This window comes from Chryseobacterium sp. FR048 (assembly GCF_056844665.1).
The window spans coordinates 1,023,337-1,044,271 of record NZ_JBXDSE010000001.1 but is presented as its reverse complement, the minus strand read 5'-3'; the positions used below and the strand labels follow the sequence as shown (position 1 = coordinate 1,044,271).

The following is a 20,935-nucleotide window of genomic DNA, read 5'->3' as shown; positions in this document are numbered from 1 at the left end:
TTTCCTTTTGTGTTTTTAATTTAATAAATTATAGATGTTTTATATATTAATTATTGATGATTAAGTCGAAAATGATGCCATTTGATATATTGTGTCAATTCGTCACTTTTCCCTTATGTTGGGAAATAGAAGGAAGTGCCATAGGATAACAATAAAAAACTGTCTCAAAAATGAGACAGTCTCTTTAAACAAAAAGTAGTACAAGCCTTATCAGGCATCATGTATTCTGATTAATTCCGGTTTTTTACAAGAATCCACCCTGTGTAGTTGACCAGTTTCTGAGTGTCCGGATCCATCCATTTTATTTCATACCAATAGGTGTCACTGCTTACCGGGCTACCTCCGATAGTGCCGTCCCATCTGTAATTATTGTTTTTCTCAGAGGAGTAGATAAGCTGCCCGTATCTGTTGAAGATACCAAACTTCAGGTCTTTCAGAAATGCCAGCTCCGAATAATCCAGAGTATCGTTGATGCCATCGCTGTTTGGCGTAATGGCGTTAACGAGATTAGGAACCAGTATCTGAGCTTCCACAGGATTACAATTGCTGGTGTCTTTTACATAGAACACATTTTTACCTCTTGTAAGATTGGTGAACACATTAGAGTCCTGCCAGATCATTCCGTCCTTCGAATATTGATAAGGAGAAGTGCCATCCTCTACAATAATAGTCGCTGTATTGTTCGTTACATTAATCTTTTTAATCTTCGGGATAGGAACAGACATTACTTTTACCAATTGTTTCGTCTCACAGCCACCGGATTTAAGAATCACCCAATAATTACCTATAGAAACAGTAATGGAAGGTGTTGTTGCTCCGGTACTCCATAAATAGGAGGTATATCCTGGTCCTGCATTCAATGTGATTCGGGCTTCAGGGCATATATACTGATCCGTCAACAGAGGAGAAGGCTTAGGAGGAGTGATTGTTAAAGTAATTTTAGCAAAATCAAAACATCCGTTAGCTGTGGTTACTTTTACGTATACCGTTGTATTGGGAGAGATATAATTAGCCGGAGTCATTATTTCATTCGTTCCATTGGTGACATCATTAAGCGTTGGATAGTATTTTTTTGTTACAGGAGCTGTAGTGGTGACCAGGGCTGAAGTTAGGTCAAAAGTTCCTGTATTCGGGTTGTTGGGAACGAAACATCCTGTAATTGCGGCATCCTGTACATTAGGAGCAGGATGAAACTGAAGAGTGATTTTTGCATTTGCAGTACAGCCGTCCACGGTGGTTACTTTTACATAGACACTGGCCGGGACTGTTGAAGGATATGCGCCGGCAATCATAATTTCATTCGTTCCTGCGTTGAGGTCAGCCAGAGTCGGGTAATATTTTTTGACAGTATTGGCGGGACCTCCTACATTGGCCGTTGTCAGATCAAAAATACCGGTTCCGTTGGTGCTGCATGTTTTTACGATAGCATCGGTAAGGATCAGAGGTTGTACCGTTACGTTGACTTTTACCTGCTCACAATCTGTAAAATCCGGGTCGTTTCCACAGAATTTATACGTGAAAGTATCTGTCGTAGTTCCTGCATTAGCGGTATAAGTAAGGATTCCTGTTGTTGAATTTACCGTTAAAGTTCCATTCGCAGGGGGAGTGATGATTTGCACCGTACCCGGTACCGGAGTCTGGGTAGAATTGGTAAAGGCCGGTGTAATAGCTGTAGGAGTTCCGGTACTACAGATATTGAGCTGCTTTGTTGTATTGGCTAGACATGAATATACTTTATATGGATAAGTGACAATAGGTGAACATGTACTTTTGGTGATCGATACTGTATAACTTCCTGCCTGAGTAGGTGTATAGGTATTTGAATTTGCCCCCGGAATAGGATTGCCATTGAGATTCCACTGATAATGATCAAAACCGCTTTCTACTTCCAGGCTAATTCCCGGAACACATTCCCCTGCAGATTTGCTGATCACCGGGATAGAATTGAATCCTGCGAAGTACCCTCCATATCCCAGATTTCCGCTTCCACCTATAATTCCGGCGGTGACAGCTTTTGTAGAAGCTACCGTTACATTTCCTGTGATGTTGGGTACAGAATAAGAAACCCAATCTTTGGTTCCGGTTACCGGAAAAGGTCCTTGTGCGACTGTTGTAGGAATACCGTTCACCGTTACTGTAGCTCCGGTCTGGGTAAGAATATTGAGCTTTACAGTAAGTGGCGGATTAAAGGTTGTATAATAAGGCAGTTCTCCTATTTTTCCTATTTCATCAATAATTGTAGGAAGAAAACAGTTTAATGGCGGAATATAATTAAAGCCTTCCGTGGCATCATTATCTGCAATCCCTGACAGAAGCTGATATACATATACATTCTTTGAAGATTTGATATACATATTGTGATGGGAAGGCCCGTTCAATACATAATTCATGGCGCTTACACGGTAGTATTGTCCTTCGTTGAGGGTTGCAACAGGAGTGGGATTATCATTGAGCCTGATCTCTGTATTATTTTCTGTAGCTACAATGATAGCTCCTTCAATTTCCGGAAGCAGGTTTCCCATTCCTTTGATCATGACAAATTCCTGCCCTAAACGTTCCACAGGAACAGACTGATCCATGATAATGTCCTCTCCGTTATAAGGAGGAGTCATTCCGAACTGTCCGTGATAATTTCCGTTGGTAACGGACACTGGTTTTGTGGCTTCAATTTTAGCTCCGATAAATCCGTCTTTGTTTCCCGGTTTATTGGCTAATCCTGCAAATATGTAGGATTGCCCTTTGTTCAGAGTAATGGTAATACTGGGATGAGTGAGTCCGTTAAAATTATTATAAAACCAGGTCGTCATACCGTATCCTGAAACTTTAATTTGAGTATTGTCCTCAGTCGCAAGGATACCGCAGGAAAAATTCTGACTGCTCTGATTATTCATCAGAGGAGCATATACTGCATAGAATTTCTTACCGATTCCGGCTTTACCTTTTGAGGTTAAAATTTCACCGTGATTCACTTCTGAAAACCTATACGTAGCAAAAAATGGTATATCACCATGAAGGTAAAGCCCCCTCGTTTTCACACTCATTGCATCCGTTGTATTCTGGCCTATCATCAGATTCATCGGAACATCAAATGCCTGTGGATTTCCTTTGCTGATGGTGACAGTTCCTATTGCCGTATTGTTGTTGTAAACAGTAACAGGAAATGGAATGGTACTGTCTGTAGATAGATATAATGCCTGTTTGGGTGAGCCATTGCTGGCGCTGGCTACCATAGGAGCAAACCAGTGGTCCGTATCCCTTTGTGCGGTGACAGTGGAAGAGATGAATAGCAGTATAAGAATAAATAAAATCCTTTTCATAAGTTTAAGGAATATTAAATTAAGTTGAATAGATCAGCTGCTCCCTAAGAGCAAGCTGTTGTATGATGACAATTGTATGATCCTGAAATCTGGTTTTAATTTTTCAGTAGGATCCATCCGGTATATTTGATGACAGCATCTTTCAAAGCTGGTTCTTTCCAGGTGATGACATACCAGTAAGTTCCTGTAAACAATTTTTTATTGCTGAACATTCCGTTCCATGTGTAATTGTTAAAGCGTGTCCCTGTAAAAACATTATTTCCGTACCTGTCATATACTGTAAAGGACAGGTCTTTCTTATAGGCAAGGTCTGCGTAAGAAATAACATCGTTCACGTTGTCCCCATTCGGTGTGATGGCATTGATGATATTGATGACAGTCAATTCTGCTTGTACCGGCTCACAACTGTAAGAATCCTTTACATAAAACTTATTTTGACCATTGGGAAGCCCTGTAAACACATTTGAACTTTGCCAGTTGATACCGTCAGTAGAATATAGATAAGAAGGAGTTCCTCCGGTTACAGTAAGTGTTGCTTTATTGTTGTCAATATCAATTTGTTTGATAACAGGTTCAGGGGCTTTTTTCACAGAAATAGTCTGCTTGGTAAAACAGTTATTGTGTCCCAAGATAACCCAGTAATTTCCTACTCCTACATTGGAAATGGAGGAAGTCGTAGCTCCCGTACTCCATTCATATGATTCATAACCCGTTCCTGCATCCAGTGTTGTCGTAGCATCAAAACAGATAAACTGATCCTTAAGAAGCGGTGACGGATGAGGTAATGTCACTGTAAGAGTGACCGCCGCAATGGAAAAACACCCTGTAGCATTCGTTACTTTTATGTATACTGTTCCACTGGAAGACAAATAAACATTTGGATTAAGAATTGCGTTGATCCCGTTTGAAGCATCCTGCATGGTTTTATAATATGCTTTTGTAATCCCTCCTTCAGTAGTAACCTGAGCTTTGGTAAGATCAAAATTTCCCTTATTAGGACTTGTGTCAATATAGCAGGAAGTTAAAGATGCGTTCTGCACCTGAGGAGCAGGATTAAACAGGAGACTGATTTTAGCCTGGGCAAAACAACCTTCAGGGGTCGATACTTTTACATAGACCTCTTTAGGAGCAGCAGATACATAGGCATTGGCAGGAGTGATTTCATTAGTTCCTGCGGCCAGGTCAGCAGATGTAGGGAAATATTTTTTTGTACTTCCGGCAGGACCCCCTACATTGGCAGAAGTAAGGTCGAAAATTCCGGTTCCGTTATTACTGCAGGCTTTAAGAGTAGTATTAGTTGCTGTTACGGACTGTACCGTTATATTTACTTTCACCTGTTCACAATCTGTAAACTCAGGGACATTACCACAGAATTTATAAGTAAAAGAGTCGGTAGTTGTTCCCGTATTGGCTGTATAAGTAAGTATTCCTGTTGAAGGATTTATCGTAAGACTACCCTTTGCAGGAGGGGTAATAATTTGTACACTGCCGGGCAAAGGTGTTTGAGAAGAACTGGTGAAAGATGGAGTAATGCTAACAGGAGTTCCCGTTGAGCAAACCGTTAAAGCTTTTGTCGTATTGGTAGTACAACTGAACGCTTTATAAACCGGGGTTGTTGCCGGAGGACAGCTTCCGCCTACTGATACCGTTGCCGTATAATTTCCGGGCTGGGTAGGAGTATAGGTATTGGATGTAGCTCCCGAAATAGGACTTCCATTGAAGTTCCATTGATAATATACATAGCTGTCATCTACTTCAAGTACCATTCCGGGAATACAATCGCCATTCTTTTTAGAAATAACAGGAATAGAAGAAAAACCTGCAAAATAACCGCCATAACCTACGTTTCCTTCTCCAGCAGCAATTCCTGCAGTCACAGCTTTTGTTGACTGAACGGTAATATTACCAGTAACATTCGGGATAGAATAAGACACCCAGTTGGCATTTCCAGTTACTGGATAAGGTCCTTGTGCGGGGGTCACCTGATTCCCGTTTACCGTTACTGTAGCCCCTGCTTCGGTGATAATATTGAGTTTGACAATCGGAGTAATGGCTGTGTAATACGGTAATATATTGATCATTCCGATTTCATCAATTTTTTTAGGCAAGAAACAGTTGACAGGAGGGATGTAATTTGCTCCAATGGTAATTTCACTCATCGTTTGAAGTCCGGCCATTAATTGGTAGATATATGCATTCTTAGTGGTGCGGATTCTCATATTGTAATGTCCCGTACTATTCTGATTGACATACGAAGAAGAGCCGATACGGTAGAACTGGCCCTCATTAAGGGTGGCAACCGGAGTCACATCATCATTGAGGTATATCTGCGTGTTGTTCTCTGTTGCTGTTACTATAGCACCTTCTACATTCGCTGCGATCGGAGCCATTCCCTTAACGAGGACAAATTCATCCCCTAACCGTTCTACCGGTATCGACTGATCCATTAAAATATCACCACCATTATTTGAATTGATAATCTGGCCGTTAAAATTTCCATTAGTAACACTTACCGGTTTGTTGGATTCTATTTTAGCTCCTATAAAACCGGTTTGATTTCCTGCCTGATTTCCTATTCCTTCTATAATATAAGATTGCCCTTTATTCAGGGTGAAAGTCATTGTTGGGTTTGTGGTTCCGCTGGTTCCGTTAGAAAACTGAACCGAGGGACTATAATTGGATACCGTTACTACAGTATTGTCTTCCGTAGCCAATACCCCACAGGTGAAATTGAGATTTGAAGCAGAAACAGCCACAGGTCCATAAGCTGCATAAAATTTGGTTCCTACACCCGCTTTTCCTTTCGATGTAAGTATTTCGCCATGATTTTTGGTGGAAAACCTGAAGGTACAGAAAAAAGGTTTTTCCCCCTTTACATAAAGCCCGCGTCCTGTTACCTTAAAAGCTTCAGTCTGAATTCCTGTGATCATATTGTCCATTGGAATCTCAAAAGACTGTGGATTACCCTTGCTGATCGTTACGGTTCCAATTACGGTATTGTTATTATAGATCGTAACAGGAAAAGGAGTCGTAGAATCTGTAGACAAAAATAAAGCCTGCTTATTGGAGTCATTGAGCCTGGACATCATAGGAGCGAACCAATGTTCCGTATCTCTCTGCGAAAAGAGTTTATTGCTTGCTACAAGGAGAAGTAAAAAAACGAACAAAAGCTTTTTGATTGATAACAACCATTGATTTGTCTGGTAGGGGATATAGATAGTAATCATTGAATAACGTTATTTATAATGATACAGGATGAAAACTGAAAACTGCTTTCCGGAATCTTTATTCCATGAGAACAGCTGAATAAAGATGACCTCCTGAATATTAATGGTGAATGAAGTAAAGATTTTCCATTGAATAGATTTAGAATGGTGAAAAAAACTGCCATAAAAGCGACGGGTAAATTTTCGCCGCTTTTGATGACAGAGACAACATTTATTTTTTAATTGCTTTTACGGTTTGGGAAGTACCGTCTTTCATGATCATTTTAATGAAATACAGACCTGATGAGAGATCCTTTAATGAAATTGTATTTTCAGAATTTTTGAATTCATGAATAAGCTTACCTGATGCATCGTAGATTATCACGAACTGCAGATTCTTGCTTTCTGTAATATGGATAACATCCGTGAATGGGTTAGGATAAATACCAAACTTTGACTTTGATGCGATGTCATTTACCCCCATCGTTTGTGTAGGTGCCCATGAAACATTATCCCAGAAATACTGGGCATTTCCTGAGGCAGCATACGTATTACGGATTGCAAGTCTTGCCCCCGCAGGAACCGTATCCGGAATAGCAACAGCATATTCGCTGGTTCCGGTACTTGGAGTATAAGAGGTATTGGTAATGTTCAGTTGCTGGATCAGGGTAAAAGTAGAAGCGTCCGTAGGATTGGTTACGTATCCTATATCTAATTTTCCCGTATTGATACTGCAATACGCATTGAATTTCAAGGTATGGGTTCCTGCACTGACATTGCTCATCTCAGGAAATACTGCAATAGCTATATCACCGGCAGATATGCTGCGCTGCAATATATGTCTGCTTCCGGAAAGTGCACCGTTTCCATTAATATTGATACCGGCTATCCCTGTTGTAATCTTTCCCCAGCATGGAGCGTTGGTGATTAAACCGATATTATATGAGTCAAAATTTTCAGATAAAGTAGTTACAGGGGCACAAAGAGTCAATACAGAGGTAACATTGCTCCATGCGCTTTGGTCAGTACTACTGCATCTCGATCTTACCCAGATGTAATAGGTTGTTGCAGAATTTAATCCCTGTATGATATATGGATTAGCCGTTATTCCTGTCAGGTTGGGTTGGGTAGATGAAGTAGGAGGAGTATTGCTGGTACTGTAATAAATATCGTATCCCATTGCCGGGGCAGGTGTAGGCGCTGTCCATGTTGCGGTTACCGTGGCGCTGGTAGCATTGGATAACACTACATTCGTTGGGATAAAACATGTAGGTTTGGGTTCCCAATAGACATTATCCCAATAAATATTTACTGATGGTACCCCTCCGTGCTTTATAGCAAGTCTTGCATTGGCAGGAACAGTATTAGGAACTATTACATTATATTCGTATCCATCGTAGACCGTATTGCTGATGTTTACAGACTGGATATTTACAAAAGTGGAAGCATCCGTATCATTGGTAACATAACCTATGTCTAATACACCTGCCGTACCGCTTACCTTTGCCTTGAATCTCAGCCAATGGGTACCTGCATTTACATTGGTGAACAGGGGAAGTACTGCAAGGGCAGCATTCGCAGCTCCATTGGCACTTTGAGAAATTCCTTTGGTATTATTGACTCCGCTTCCCGAAGAAACCGTCTGGTAGCCGGTGCCTAGAACGATTCTGTCCCAGCAGTCAGCGTTAGTGGTTCCCGTTGGGGTGCTTTCAAAATCTTCAAACATGGAAGTTTTAGCATCACATTTGGTTTTGAATGAGCCTCTTAAAGACCATGCGCTTTTATCAGAAGTACCGCATACCGATCTTACATAATAATAGTAGGTAGTAAAAGAAGCAAGTCCATTGATGGGTTTTGAAAGAGTCGTACTGGTTCCTGATGCAGGAGTGGAATTATCCGGAATCGTGGTGGAAGAAGTATAATAATATTCATAGCTTCCCGGTGCCGTATCAGGTGCTGTCCAGGAAATCGTTGCAGAATTGTTCGTGATACCTGAAGAAACAAGTGTTGTAGGAACAAAACAGGTAGGCGTAGGCACTATTTTAAGACCGAAATCTACGAAATTACCATAATTGTTGGGCCCGCAAGGATTCGCAGGATTCGGGATTGATGTTCCGCTCTGAACTCTGATTCTGTACATTCCTGCCGGCTGAGAGGGAGGAATATAGAATTGATCATCTACAGAAGTATAAGGAGAAACTCCAATCGGATTTTCATAGAAATCATCAAAATCTCCATCCGCATTCCAGTCAACCCAAACATAAGATTTGACTCCTGATCCTGCAAAGTCCAGATGCACATTCACCGTTCCTCCCGGATAAGAAGTTACAGTTTGACTTGAGGAATTATCAACATATGCCTGATATGCTGATGCGCTATAATATAATGCTCCCTGATCTGAAAATATGGCATTTTTCAGGTAGTTGTTCTGGCTGTTGGCCCCTGCTGTAGGAGTACAGTAAGTCTGTGCATTCAGTTTAAAAACCGAAAGGAGCAAAATCATCCATAAGTAATGTTTTCTCATTTTATTTCTATTTTTAATTTATGGTCAGATTTTATTCTGATCATGGGTGGTAGAATGAATTTTTATAGGGTATCTCTATAGATTTTTGAATCTTTACTCATTGCCTTGCTTCTTAAAAATCATATATTAGGTTATTGTAAGATTATCTTTTATTTTTTATAATAATAATCTATGATAGATGTGATGATTTCATTGAAACTTGAGAATAAGTCTAATATTTTTAATCAGGTTGAAGGTTTGAACAATATTAGCGTTATATTTGCCCCTTATCAAGAAATGAGCTTGCATAATTCATTGAATTTACAAGGATTTAAAAATTAAAATACTGTAAATCAGTATTGTATATTAAAAGGGGTTTAAAGGTGTAATGATAGAAATATCAAATAAAAACAGTGGGAAAATGATCCTTGTGTTAAAAAAAATACTGAAAAGTGATCTGTTGGTATTGTTCTTCATACTGCTGTGTCCGGTTTTAATAAATGGGCAGGCAGCTCCGGATTTCAGTCTTCTGACAGATAAGGCTTTTCAGAAATTATATCAAAATCCTGAAGAATGTATCAGCTATTCCCAAAGTCTTCTGATCAGTGATAAGAATGTTGAGCATAAAGTTATTTTACGAAATATTATTTCTCAGGCTTATGCTTTACAGGGAAATTATGTACAGTCCGTAAGTATCTCAAATCAGAAAGAAGAAAATGATGAGAAGGGGAGTCTTTCCCATTTTATTCAACTGTTTGATGATTATAACCTCGCGGATCAGTACCAGAACTTAGGATTATACGGACAGTCGAAAAATATTATTGCAGATATTTTAAAAGATCCCCAATTATTAAAAAGCAACAAGGCAAAAGAACGCATGGTTCTTGCGAAACTGTTCCAGCTTCAGGCCATCAATGCCGGAATTACCAGGAATTATGATGCCACTCTGGTAAACCTTGATAAGAGTGACTCTTACCTGAACATCAATAATGAGGAAAACAGAATTATTAAATGGGAGAATATTATTTTCCGGTCCAATTTTCTGATGCGGAAGAACAGGCTGGAAGAAGCAAAAAAACAGCTTAATGATGTGATTGAGGATATTGAAAAACACAATAACAATGCTTTCATCACTGCTTTTGCCTATGAAAGTCTCTCCCGGTATTTCTTTCTGAAACAGGAGTATAATACGGCCATAAAAAATCTGGAAAAAGGATTTTCTGAAATCAGTGACCTGCCTTATAATGATCTCAAGATCATATTTTATGAGCTTTTTGCCCGCAATTATTTGGCACTTCATAATGACGAAAAGTATTATTACTACAATAATTTATACACGGATCAGAAAGCAAAACTGGATGCCAGCAGGAAAGAAGGGATACAATATGTTGTGAAACTCATGGAAACCTATCATGACAAAAACATAGAATTTGAGAAACAGAATAAATTAAAACAATTCAGAATTGTAATTCTTGTTATTCTGATACTTATAGCAGGAAGCATCGCTTATTTTTACAATGAGTTGGCTAAAGGTAAAGATCTGAAAAAGCAGATCGGTTTTTTTGAAAAACTGAAAATGAAAGATGAGCCTGTACAGATACAGGTAGCTCAACCAAAAGATGAGGGAGGAAAAGAGAGCAGAAACCAGGAAAAAGATCCGTCCAGAATTTCAAAAGAAAAAGAGGAAGAAATTCTGCAGAAACTGAAAGACTGGGAGAAATCTGATAATTATCTGAATAAAAATATGTCGCTGGCGATCCTTTCTGCCCAAACAGGGATCAATACCAAATATCTGTCAGAAGTGATCAATGCCAATAAGGGGAAGAATTTTAATGGATATATTAATGAACTGAGGATTAATCATATTGCACGTCTCCTGAAAACAGACCCTGCCTATCTCAATTATAAAGTAAGTTATCTGGCAGAATATTCAGGATTTTCTTCTCACGGAGCATTTACCAATGTCTTTAAATCTCTGACCGGGATGTCTCCTAATGCCTTTATACAGGAAATTATTAAAAATAAAGAATCATGAAATTATACCTCCGTATTACCCTGTTGGCAGCGTTATTTTGTCATGTAGCATTTTTCGGGCAGAAAATTTCCGATGATTCCCTGATGAAAATTGCCAACCAGGAAATTTATAATAACCCTGACCAATCTATAAGCATTGGGAAAAAACTACTTCAAAAAGAAAAAGACCCCAATAAGTCAGTTAAGATCTATCTGCTTTTGTCAACAGCGGGAATTGCCAAAAGAAATTTTGATGAATCGCTGCAGTATATTTTAAAAGCCAGAGAATTGGTTCGAAAGACTAACGATCCCAAAATAAATACCAGTTTTCTTATTGCAGCGGCGGTTCAGTACCAGCAAATGGAGCTTTTTAGTAAAAGCCTTGAGGCCCTGGACGAAGCAGATGAATATTTGGTGAAACTTCCTGAAAACTCTTATCTGAGAAACTTTGAGACAGCCAGAAGCTTTGCATTGAGAGGAATGATCTATAAAAGCCAGTCTAATCCTGAAATTGCCCTTCAGGAATTTACCATTGCGATCAAAAGTTTAGAAAAAATAAAAGAAAAAGAGAAAACTTATTTTAATCAAAGTATTATTTATTACAATATTGGTCATTGTTATCTCAATCTTAATCAGCCGGAGAATGCTGGAACCGCTTTTATGAAATCCAGGAATCTGGCGGGGCTGATTAAGGCCAAAAGTCTTGAAGCATTTGCGCTGAAAGGGCTGGCTGAGATGAATAAACAAAAACATAAAAATCAGGAAGCATTAGATTTATTGATCAAGTCTGAAGATTTGGGGAGAGAATCAGGAGATCTTATGCTTAATGAAGGAATCTACAAAGAAATGGCAGATAACTATCTTGCTATGGGAAATCCGGCGCTTTATCAGGTATATAGCAAGAAATATATTGAAACAAAATTCAAAAAAGAAGAGAGCGAGCTGAGGTCTATCAATCACGCTATTGATGTTCATAATGGGGAAACTCAGAAGAAGAGCGAAAGAGTGACAAATCGGTATAATTACTTTATTGCAGCTGCAATTATTGTTGGCGCTTTTATTTTGATCATTATTCTATATCTAATCATTAAAATCCGGAAGCAGAACAAAGGATTCCGGGAGGAAATTAAAGTACTTATCAGAGATTAAGAAAATAATTAGAAAGGGGCGGTCTCAAAAAATGCTTTTCCAAACATAATGAAGAATCAGCGATCTGCTTAGAAGGCAGACGTTCTTTTACTATGTACGTTTAACAGATTGATTTTGCTAACTTTAATAAGTTCGTCAAAACAGCTATTTACAAACAAACCTAACAGGTTTCCAAAACCTGTTAGGTTTATTAATTTATATCCAAGGCTTTGTTCAGGGTAATTCCACTTTTATGCAGTCCCTAAACTTTGCTTAACCTAATATTTATTTTAAGGAGCAGCCTTCACAGCATTATACATCATTGAATCTTTCTGCTGATTGGTATAATCATATTTGTACTGATAAAATGAAGACTCCCAGTCTCCGTAACCTACATTAGGAATAATGATAAATTTTTTACCGAAATCTTTCGCGGAACTTTTCACTGCAGCAGAGCGACCCTCCTCCGATTTTTTATCAAAGATGTCAGCGAAATCAGCAAGATTATCTCCTAGAAGAAGTACAATATTGTAATTTTTAGCAATTTCTTTTCTTCGGTTTTCCTTGCTGCTTTCCTTAGAGCGAAGAATCAGGTTGGCGTCACTTTGAAGCGGATAATTATATTTTTTTAAATTTTTCAGCGTCCCTGCACGTTCCTGTTCTACACGGTTGGTAACATAAAAGACCTGTATCCCTTTGCTGGCTGCATACTGATAAAATTCCTGAGAACCGGTAAGTGGTTTGGCAATTCCTTTGGCAGTCCATTCTTCCCATGTCTTCTGATCATAATCTTTTCCCATTTTTGAACGCTCAACAGCATAATAGGAATTATCAAGGAAAGTCTCATCAATGTCTGAAACAATAGCCAAAGGCTTCTCTGATTTTTGAGCTAAAGCTTCATCCAGACGAAATTTTGCAATATTATATGCCTGCAGGCAAAGCGCTTCATATTCGGCTGCTCTTTGCTGATAGAATGCAGCATATATCTTTCCGCTATGCCCCAGATTTTGGTAAGGAGTATTCCCGTTAGAAACCTGTGGAGCCGGAACTGCTGTTTTGCATGAGACAATCAAAGCCAGAAAACAGCCTGAGACGATGTATTTAAAATTTTTCATTGAATTAGAATAGAGATTGCAAAATTATAACAATTTGATTTTTGCTGCAACTCAATACGTTCTATTATTAGGAGTAAATGTTCTCTTTTTTACGCAGACCTAACAGGTTTTCAAAACCTGTTAGGTTTATAAAATTGCTTAAAAAATTTGAATGCATCCTTTTTTGAATGTACAATAATAGCTAGATTTGGACACAAGATCTTATATTCGATCCATAGACTGCTAAGGAAAAAGCAAAAGGACAAAAAAACAGAAAAATGACTGACATATTTGAAAATTACCTGCTCTCGACAGGAGGACTATCAGCTGAGGAAATCCATTTTTCTATGCAGTTCTTCAAACCGATCCGATTAAAAAAAGGTGATTTTTTTATCCGTGAGGATGAGTCCTGCCAGTATATTGGATTTATCGCTAGTGGTGCTGTAAAAGCTTATGCTGTCGACAAAGAAGGAAAGGAAAATATAACCTGCTTCAAGTTCGAAAATGAATTTGTCACCTCATTTCCAGAGTTTGTGAAGCAGGAAAAATCCAGAAGAAGTATCAGGGCTATAGAAGATTGTGTGATCTACAGGATTGGCTACCTGGATTATCAGCATCTGCTTGGTCAGATGACCTCATGGAATGGAGTGATAAAATCGATAATGGAGCAGGAGTATCATCAAAAAGAAAATTATCTGCTGAATTATAATAATAAGTCAGTTGTAGATAAATACCGTCATGTTCTGTCTGCCGAACCTATGCTCATTCAGCGCACAACAACACAGGATCTTGCTTCGTACCTGGGTACCACGCAGCGATCACTTACACGGGCAAAGGGACAAATACACAGATCGAATATATTATAGGACAAATGTCCTTATGAAGTTCTGATCAGCAATATAGATTTGCAAAAAAAAATTATGCTACGTCAAATTGCTCCCGAAGTATTCCAGATTCCACTGATGCCACGAAACAGCATCAACTGCTATATTATCGAAGGTGTATTGGTAGATTCCGGAATTCGGAGTTCATACACCACAGTAAAGAAAGCTCTACGGAAAATCCCTGTTGATCAACATATACTTACGCACGCACATGCAGACCATCAGGGCTGTAGCGATCAGATATGCGCTGAATTCGGGATTCCTTTACTATGTCATCCCGATGAAATTTTCAGGACTGAAACCGGTATGGTAACCACCGATTATCCAAATTCACAACATTGGGTGGCAAAACTTCAGCAAAAGTACTGGGCAGGGCAGGGGCATAAAGTAGACAGAACAGTCGTTGAAAACGATATGATCGGAAACTTTCGGGTAATAGAGACACCCGGACATTCGGCAGGTCATATTTCTTTATTCCGGGAGAGGGATGGCGTACTGATCATCGGAGATGCGGCGACAAATATGAACTTACTCACGACAGCGACAGGTCTTCGGCTTCCACCAAACATATTCACCTCAGACCAACAGCGCAACATCAGATCGCTCCAGAAGTTGGCCAAACTGAACCCTTCTATTATCTGTTTCGGTCACGGTCCGGTTATGCAAAATACAGATCGGAAATTTGAACGATTTGTAGCTAAATGCAGTTCGGCCGTTTAAAGATAGATCATAGTGTAAAAATGTTAAAAAGAGGTATTTAGACTTCTTTTTTAACCTTTGGATTGTAAAATTCAGATATACAATGAAACAAAAAACCTCACCATAAAAATAATGAGGTTCTTGTGAGCGCGAAAGGATTCGAACCTTTGACCGTCCCGATTGAAATCGGGATGTTCTATCCAGTTGAGCTTTTAATGAGCTTCTGAATCAAAGATTTACTTTTCCAAGCTTTAATTTCCAATTCTCTTTTATATGCTTCTGCTTTAGAATTAAAATTTTCGAAATGAATAATGATCCAGTCTTTAGCTTTTGAAGTAAAGCCTTTATGATTTGATAAATGCTTTTTTAACCTTTCCTGTAGGTTATCACAAGAATGGCCTACATAATATTTATCTAATGATTTAGAATAAAGAATATAGCAGTAACACATAGAACTAATATAAACAAAAAACCTCACCATAAAAATGATGAGGTTTTGTGAGCGCGAAAGGATTCGAACCTTTGACCGTCCCGATTGAAATCGGGATGCTCTATCCAGTTGAGCTTTTAATGAGCTTCTGAATCAAAGATTTACTTTTCCAAGCTTTAATTTCCAATTCTCTTTTATATGCTTCTGCTTTAGAATTAAAATTTTCGAAATGAATAATGATCCAGTCTTTAGCTTTTGAAGTAAAGCCTTTATGATTTGATAAATGCTTTTTTAACCTTTCCTGTAGGTTATCACAAGAATGGCCTACATAATATTTATCTAATGATTTAGAATAAAGAATATAGCAGTAACACATAGAACTAATATAAACAAAAAACCTCACCATAAAAATGATGAGGTTTTGTGAGCGCGAAAGGATTCGAACCTTTGACCGTCTGCTTAGAAGGCAGATGCTCTATCCAGCTGAGCTACGCACCCTTAAAAGTTGATTCTTGCTTAGTCAATAAGCACATTAAAAAAGTCGGGGCGGCAGGATTCGAACCTGCGACCTCCTGGTCCCAAACCAGGCGCGATGACCGGACTACGCTACGCCCCGAATATATAGAAGAGCGGAGGGTAAGGGATTCGAACCCTTGCGACACTTTCGCGTCGACAGTTTAGCAAACTGCTCCGTTAACCACTCCGGCAACCCTCCTTTTTGTTTATTTTTTAATGATCGTTGTTCCGTTATTGCGAGTGCAAATATAGAACAGATTTCTTTATTTACCAAATAAAATTCAAGAAATTTTTGTGTATTTTTGAAGTAATAAATCATTCAAAAACCAAACTGATGCGTAAGACATTATATATCATCGGATTAAGCACTTTTGTTTTTTCATGTACTTCCCAACAAAATGTGAAAAAAAATACTTACAAACCGAAAACCCCAGTAACACAAGCAAAACCGACTGTTCAGACACAGGCTCCGGTAGCTCCAAAACCAAAAGTTGTATCTGATCATGGCGTCGACTTTTTTACTACGAATATAGCAGATCCTACAAAAAATGATAATACGGCAAGCTACGGTTCCATTGTATCGGCAAAACCGGCCGGATATAAAGTGGTAAAAACATATTTCCCTGCCGTTGCGCAGAATTTCAGACAACGTTATCTTATATTACATTATACAGCACTTCCGGATGATAAGTCGATTACCGTTCTTACCCAGCAGTCTGTAAGTGCACATTATCTGGTGAATAATACAGGAGATAACGAGATCTACCAGTTGGTGGACGAAAACAAAAGAGCATACCATGCAGGGGTAAGCTCATGGAGAAGCGATAAAAACCTTAATGATACCTCCATAGGAATTGAAATTGTAAACGTTGGTTTCCCTAACGGAGCAGGCAAAAGAATTTTCGCTCCTTTTAGTGATGATCAGGTGAAGAAAGTAGCTGCATTGGCAAAAGATATTATCAACAGGTATCAGATTCCTCCTACAAATGTGCTTGCTCACGCGGATATTGCGCCTACAAGAAAACAGGATCCCGGACCTATGTTCCCATGGAAAAAGCTATACGACGAATACCAGATAGGAATGTGGTATGATGAAGCGGCTAAGCAAAATTACTTTGATCTTGCTCAGACAGAATTTGTGGCAAGATATAATGAGCCTGCTTTTATATTCATGATTCAGACTGCTTTGCAGAAATTCGGATATGGATTGGAACTGAGCGGGAAGTGGGATGACGCTACCAAGAAGACAATTGAAGCCTTGCAATATCATTTCCGTCCACAGAATTATGACGGAGTTATGGATGCCGAAACATGGGCAATACTGCAAGCTTTAAATCAAAAATATCCAACAAAATAAATTCAAATTAAAGCGCATCGTTAGATGCGTTTTTGCTATCTTTAAACGATCAAAAACAGTAAAATATCTGTAATGGAAAATTTCAGAAAAGAAAGCGATCTATTGGGCGAACTGAATGTGCCGCTAGACGCTTATTATGGGGTTCAGACACAAAGAGCTATCGACAACTTCAAGATTTCAGGACAACTTCTGTCTTCATATCCGGACTTTATCAAAGGGCTGGCTTTTGTAAAAAAAGCAGCAGCAAAGACCAATTATGAATTAGGACTTCTAGATGAAAACCTGTATTTCAAAATAGCAGAAGCGTGTGATGAAATTGTAGACGGGAAATATCATGACCAGTTTCCGGTAGATATGATCCAGGGAGGGGCAGGAACTTCCATCAATATGAATGCTAATGAGGTGATCGCGAACATCGTATTGGAAAAGCTAGGGAAAAATAAAGGTGAATATGAATTCTGTTCACCTAACGACCATATCAACCTTTCCCAGTCAACCAATGATGCTTATCCTACAGCCATCAAAATGGGATTGCTGCAGATGAACATTGCACTGGTAGAAAGACTGGAGAGCATCGTAGCTGCATTCCGTGCCAAAGGTGTGGAGTTTCAGGATGTAATAAAAATGGGACGTACTCAGCTTCAGGATGCTGTACCAATGACATTGGGACAGGAATTTGAAGCATATGCTGCGACTTTAGAGGAAGATATTTCAAAACTGAATAACAATGCAAGCCTTTTTGTAGAAGTAAACATGGGGGCAACAGCCATTGGAACAGGATTGAATGCTCCGGTAGGCTATGCAACTCTTTGTGCTAAAAACTTAGCTCAGATTACAGGTTTCCCGATTATTTCAGCACCTGACCTGGTAGAAGCTACACCGGATACCGGATCTTATGTGATCTATTCTTCCGCAACAAAGCGTCTTGCTGTGAAACTGTCGAAAATCTGTAATGACTTAAGATTGCTTTCATCAGGGCCAAGAGCTGGTCTTTTTGAAATCAACCTGCCGCCAATGCAGCCGGGATCATCAATTATGCCAGGGAAAGTAAACCCTGTTATTCCGGAAGTAGTCAATCAGGTTTGTTTCAAAGTGATCGGAAATGATCTTACAGTGACGTTTGCTGCAGAAGCAGGACAGTTACAGCTTAACGTAATGGAACCGGTACTTTCTCATGCCATCATGGAAAATATCAACTTCCTTCGTAATGCTTTAGATACCCTTCGTGATAAATGTGTAACAGGAATCACTGCGAATAAAGAAGTTTGCCTGAATATGGTAAAACACAGCATTGGTATTGTAACGGCACTTAACCCTTACATCGGGTACAAACAGTCTACGCAGATTGCAAAAGAAGCATTGGAAACAGGGAAGAGCGTTTATAATCTTGTCTTGGAGAAAGGAATTCTTTCTCAGGAGAAATTAGACGAAATTCTTGATCCGAAAAATATGCTGAAGCCGCATAACAAATAATAAAAATCAATAAGTGATAAATGGTCACTAATAGAGATCATTTATCACTTATCATTCATCATTTATACTATAATTCGTGAGGTTTTTAATTATAATTCCCGCCCATAACGAAGAAGATAACCTCTCATTTACCCTTGATTCTTTACAACAGCAAAGTCACAGGGATTTCAAAGTCGTGGTAGTGAATGACGGCTCCACAGACCATACTCCCGAAATCATCAGGAAATATACAGAGACCGATACCCGTTTCGAAACCATCAACCTTCAGAAATCTGAACACCAGCCCGGATCTAAAGTCGTTAATGCTTTTAAAAACGGATTGAAGACACAGGCTGCTGATGAGTTTGATGTCATCTGTAAATTTGATGCCGATATTATTCTCCCTGAAATTTATCTGGAAACAATAGCCAAAGCTTTTGCGGACCATCCACAGTACGGATTAGTAGGAGGTTTACTGTATATAGAAAAGGACGGAAACTGGGTCTATGAAGGAAATTCTAATAAGCACCATGTAAGAGGCCCTATGAAGGCTTATCGCAGAGAATGTTTTATGCAGATAGGAGGTTTAAGAGAAACACTGGGTTGGGATAATATTGATTCCATACTGCTTGATAATCTGGGGTGGAAGGAAGTTGTTATTCCCGAACTTCACGTAAAACTGATCAAAGTAAAAGGAGCAGATTATACGATAAGACCAGCCGATTATTATGGCCGATATTTTTACTTTTTAGGGCTCAACAGATTTCTGGCTTACGTCGCTTCCTCTAAAGAAGCAATGAAAAGCAAATCCCCATCATTTTTCTTCGAAATCATCAGATCATATGAAAACTGCAGATCTGCAAAGCTTGAACTTAAGATTACAAAGGAAGAGCAAAAAGCGGTGAATAACCAACGATGGAGAATGCTGAAGAAAAAATGGCTGAAGATGTAGAGGGAGAGTGAAATTGTAAAAAGGTGAAATTGCGAAATTGCAGAATCGTGAAATTACGGAGTCTCGGAATCATAGAGGTTTCATGAAAAATTATCGGTCAATTCAATAGAAATGGGCTTTAGCCCATTTAATATAAAAAAATAAAATCCATTGGCTTTAGCCAAAACTTATAAAACGAATAGCTTTAATTCAGTGAAAAAAATAGCATACATAGAGATCGATACCCATGCGGAAATAGCCCAGGCTTTTATAGATATTATGAAAGATTCTCAGGCTTTTGAAGTAGACTATTATTTTTCAAAGAAAATCAAAGATCAGGTTGATGAAAAAGGAGAATCTGCATTTTTGTCAGACAGTTCAATGATTCTGGATCAGCTTAAAAGAAAAAAATATGATCTGATCATTATAGGAACGGTTCATCGCTATTTCAATACGTTTTGGGCTGTAACGAAGAAATATAATACCGCTATCATCACCCATAATCTCAACTTTACAAAAGCTTCAAAGCTGGTTCTGATGAAAAGCATTTTCAAAGAAGATGTAATCTACAGATTGAAGCTGTGGCTGAAAGAAGGATTGCTCTCTACACCGAAAGTCTATCAGAGTGCCCAATCCCTTTTGATTTTGGATGAAGCATTGAGGTCAGACAGGCATCAGTTTTTGCCTCTTTTTTATACAAGACCCTTCGACAAAATAAGTAATGAGGATCTTACGGTAGTTATTCCCGGAGGAGTTTCGCAGAAGAGAAGAGATTATCATGCTGTGTTTAAGACAATTCAGAATATAAAGACTGATAAAAGGTGTGAGTTTATATTCCTTGGGAAAGCAAAAGATCACGAACTGGAACAGCTTAAGCATCTGTCTGAGCAACTCCATGACAAAGTCAAAATCACCTATTTTTCTGAAAGAGTATCTTCTGACGATTTTGAAAAATGGATGCAGAAAGCAGATGTCCTGTGGTGTCCTATTCAACAGGAGACAGCGTTTTTCAGTATAAAAGAAACTTATGGCGTTTCTAAAATGACAGGGAATTTTGGTGACGCTATTGCCTATGGAAAATTGGCTGTTTTTCCTTCAAATTACCCATCAAAACTCGATTTTATCATTCCTGAAAAAGAAAATATTCTGGACCAGTTGAATGAACTTACCCACCTTCATTTTGATTTTCAAAAATATTATAGCAAAATAGAAATTCAGAAAAAAACAGAGGAAATGTTATTCAGTCTTATTTCTAAATAACCCGATCTGATTACAATATTTGCATATAAAAAGGAGCTCTACCTATGATAGAGCTCCTTTTTTGATATAGAGTATAGTTTTCACGATGTGGTGTATTAATTGATTAAATCGAAATTTTTTGTTGTAATTATTAAAGGAATGATAA

At 38.7% G+C, this 20,935-nt stretch carries 14 protein-coding genes and 3 tRNA genes; 8 read left to right on the top strand and 9 right to left on the bottom strand.

Features of this window, described 5'->3' with window-relative positions:
* Positions 1-230: 230 nt before the first annotated feature.
* The 3 genes from AC106K_RS04745 to AC106K_RS04735 all read right to left on the bottom strand — a co-directional run bounded on the left by AC106K_RS04745 (position 231) and on the right by AC106K_RS04735 (position 9,047).
* Positions 231-3,317, bottom strand: a complete 3,087-nt coding sequence (locus tag AC106K_RS04745) for a T9SS type B sorting domain-containing protein (protein WP_482443508.1) — start codon at positions 3,315-3,317, stop codon at positions 231-233.
* 95 nt (positions 3,318-3,412) lie between these two features.
* Entirely contained in the window at positions 3,413-6,544 is a 3,132-nt protein-coding gene (locus tag AC106K_RS04740) for a T9SS type B sorting domain-containing protein (RefSeq protein WP_482443507.1), read from the bottom strand.
* 211 nt (positions 6,545-6,755) lie between these two features.
* Positions 6,756-9,047: a fibronectin type III domain-containing protein gene (locus AC106K_RS04735; RefSeq protein ID WP_482443506.1), complete on the bottom strand. Its 2,292-nt coding sequence runs from the start codon at positions 9,045-9,047 to the stop codon at positions 6,756-6,758.
* 400 nt (positions 9,048-9,447) lie between these two features.
* Between AC106K_RS04735 and AC106K_RS04730 the strand changes: the two genes are divergently transcribed.
* Both AC106K_RS04730 and AC106K_RS04725 read left to right on the top strand, forming a co-directional pair.
* Entirely contained in the window at positions 9,448-11,061 is a 1,614-nt protein-coding gene (locus AC106K_RS04730; RefSeq protein ID WP_482443505.1) for a helix-turn-helix domain-containing protein, read from the top strand.
* Entirely contained in the window at positions 11,058-12,188 is a 1,131-nt protein-coding gene (locus AC106K_RS04725) for a hypothetical protein (RefSeq protein ID WP_482443504.1), read from the top strand. Before AC106K_RS04730 ends, AC106K_RS04725 begins: the two co-directional genes overlap by 4 nt.
* A 269-nt stretch (positions 12,189-12,457) precedes the next feature.
* Here the strand turns inward: AC106K_RS04725 and AC106K_RS04720 are convergent, their stop codons facing one another.
* Positions 12,458-13,282 (bottom strand): 5'-nucleotidase, lipoprotein e(P4) family, encoded by an 825-nt coding sequence (locus tag AC106K_RS04720; protein WP_482443503.1) that lies wholly within the window; start codon positions 13,280-13,282, stop codon positions 12,458-12,460.
* A gap of 257 nt (positions 13,283-13,539) precedes the next feature.
* Between AC106K_RS04720 and AC106K_RS04715 the strand changes: the two genes are divergently transcribed.
* Positions 13,540-14,127 (top strand): Crp/Fnr family transcriptional regulator, encoded by a 588-nt coding sequence (locus AC106K_RS04715; protein ID WP_482443502.1) that lies wholly within the window; start codon positions 13,540-13,542, stop codon positions 14,125-14,127.
* 54 nt (positions 14,128-14,181) lie between these two features.
* Positions 14,182-14,865: an MBL fold metallo-hydrolase gene (locus tag AC106K_RS04710; protein WP_482443501.1), complete on the top strand. Its 684-nt coding sequence runs from the start codon at positions 14,182-14,184 to the stop codon at positions 14,863-14,865.
* Between the two features lie 175 nt (positions 14,866-15,040).
* On the opposite strand, the gene AC106K_RS04705 is transcribed toward AC106K_RS04710, so the two are convergent.
* The 5 genes from AC106K_RS04705 to AC106K_RS04685 form a co-directional block, all read right to left on the bottom strand.
* Complete coding sequence (locus AC106K_RS04705; protein ID WP_482443544.1) at positions 15,041-15,295, bottom strand: GIY-YIG nuclease family protein; 255 nt, start codon at positions 15,293-15,295, stop codon at positions 15,041-15,043.
* Positions 15,296-15,395: 100 nt separating this feature from the next.
* Positions 15,396-15,650 carry a GIY-YIG nuclease family protein gene (locus AC106K_RS04700; RefSeq protein WP_482443544.1) on the bottom strand — a complete coding sequence of 85 codons (255 nt, stop codon included), beginning with the start codon at positions 15,648-15,650 and terminating at the stop codon, positions 15,396-15,398.
* Positions 15,651-15,698: 48 nt separating this feature from the next.
* Positions 15,699-15,772, bottom strand: a tRNA-Arg gene (locus AC106K_RS04695).
* Between the two features lie 43 nt (positions 15,773-15,815).
* Positions 15,816-15,890, bottom strand: a tRNA-Pro gene (locus AC106K_RS04690).
* 14 nt (positions 15,891-15,904) lie between these two features.
* Positions 15,905-15,989, bottom strand: a tRNA-Ser gene (locus tag AC106K_RS04685).
* Between the two features lie 135 nt (positions 15,990-16,124).
* On the opposite strand from AC106K_RS04685, the gene AC106K_RS04680 reads away from it, so the two are divergent.
* The 4 genes from AC106K_RS04680 to AC106K_RS04665 all read left to right on the top strand — a co-directional run bounded on the left by AC106K_RS04680 (position 16,125) and on the right by AC106K_RS04665 (position 20,790).
* Positions 16,125-17,147 (top strand): N-acetylmuramoyl-L-alanine amidase, encoded by a 1,023-nt coding sequence (locus tag AC106K_RS04680; protein WP_482443500.1) that lies wholly within the window; start codon positions 16,125-16,127, stop codon positions 17,145-17,147.
* A 72-nt stretch (positions 17,148-17,219) separates the two neighbouring features.
* The gene (gene aspA, locus AC106K_RS04675; RefSeq protein ID WP_047097914.1) at positions 17,220-18,620 is read left to right on the top strand and encodes an aspartate ammonia-lyase; all 1,401 of its coding nucleotides are present in this window, start codon (positions 17,220-17,222) and stop codon (positions 18,618-18,620) included.
* Between the two features lie 76 nt (positions 18,621-18,696).
* Positions 18,697-19,551, top strand: a complete 855-nt coding sequence (locus AC106K_RS04670; RefSeq protein ID WP_482443499.1) for a glycosyltransferase family 2 protein — start codon at positions 18,697-18,699, stop codon at positions 19,549-19,551.
* Between the two features lie 192 nt (positions 19,552-19,743).
* Positions 19,744-20,790 (top strand): hypothetical protein, encoded by a 1,047-nt coding sequence (locus AC106K_RS04665; RefSeq protein ID WP_482443498.1) that lies wholly within the window; start codon positions 19,744-19,746, stop codon positions 20,788-20,790.
* Positions 20,791-20,935 lie beyond the last annotated feature (145 nt).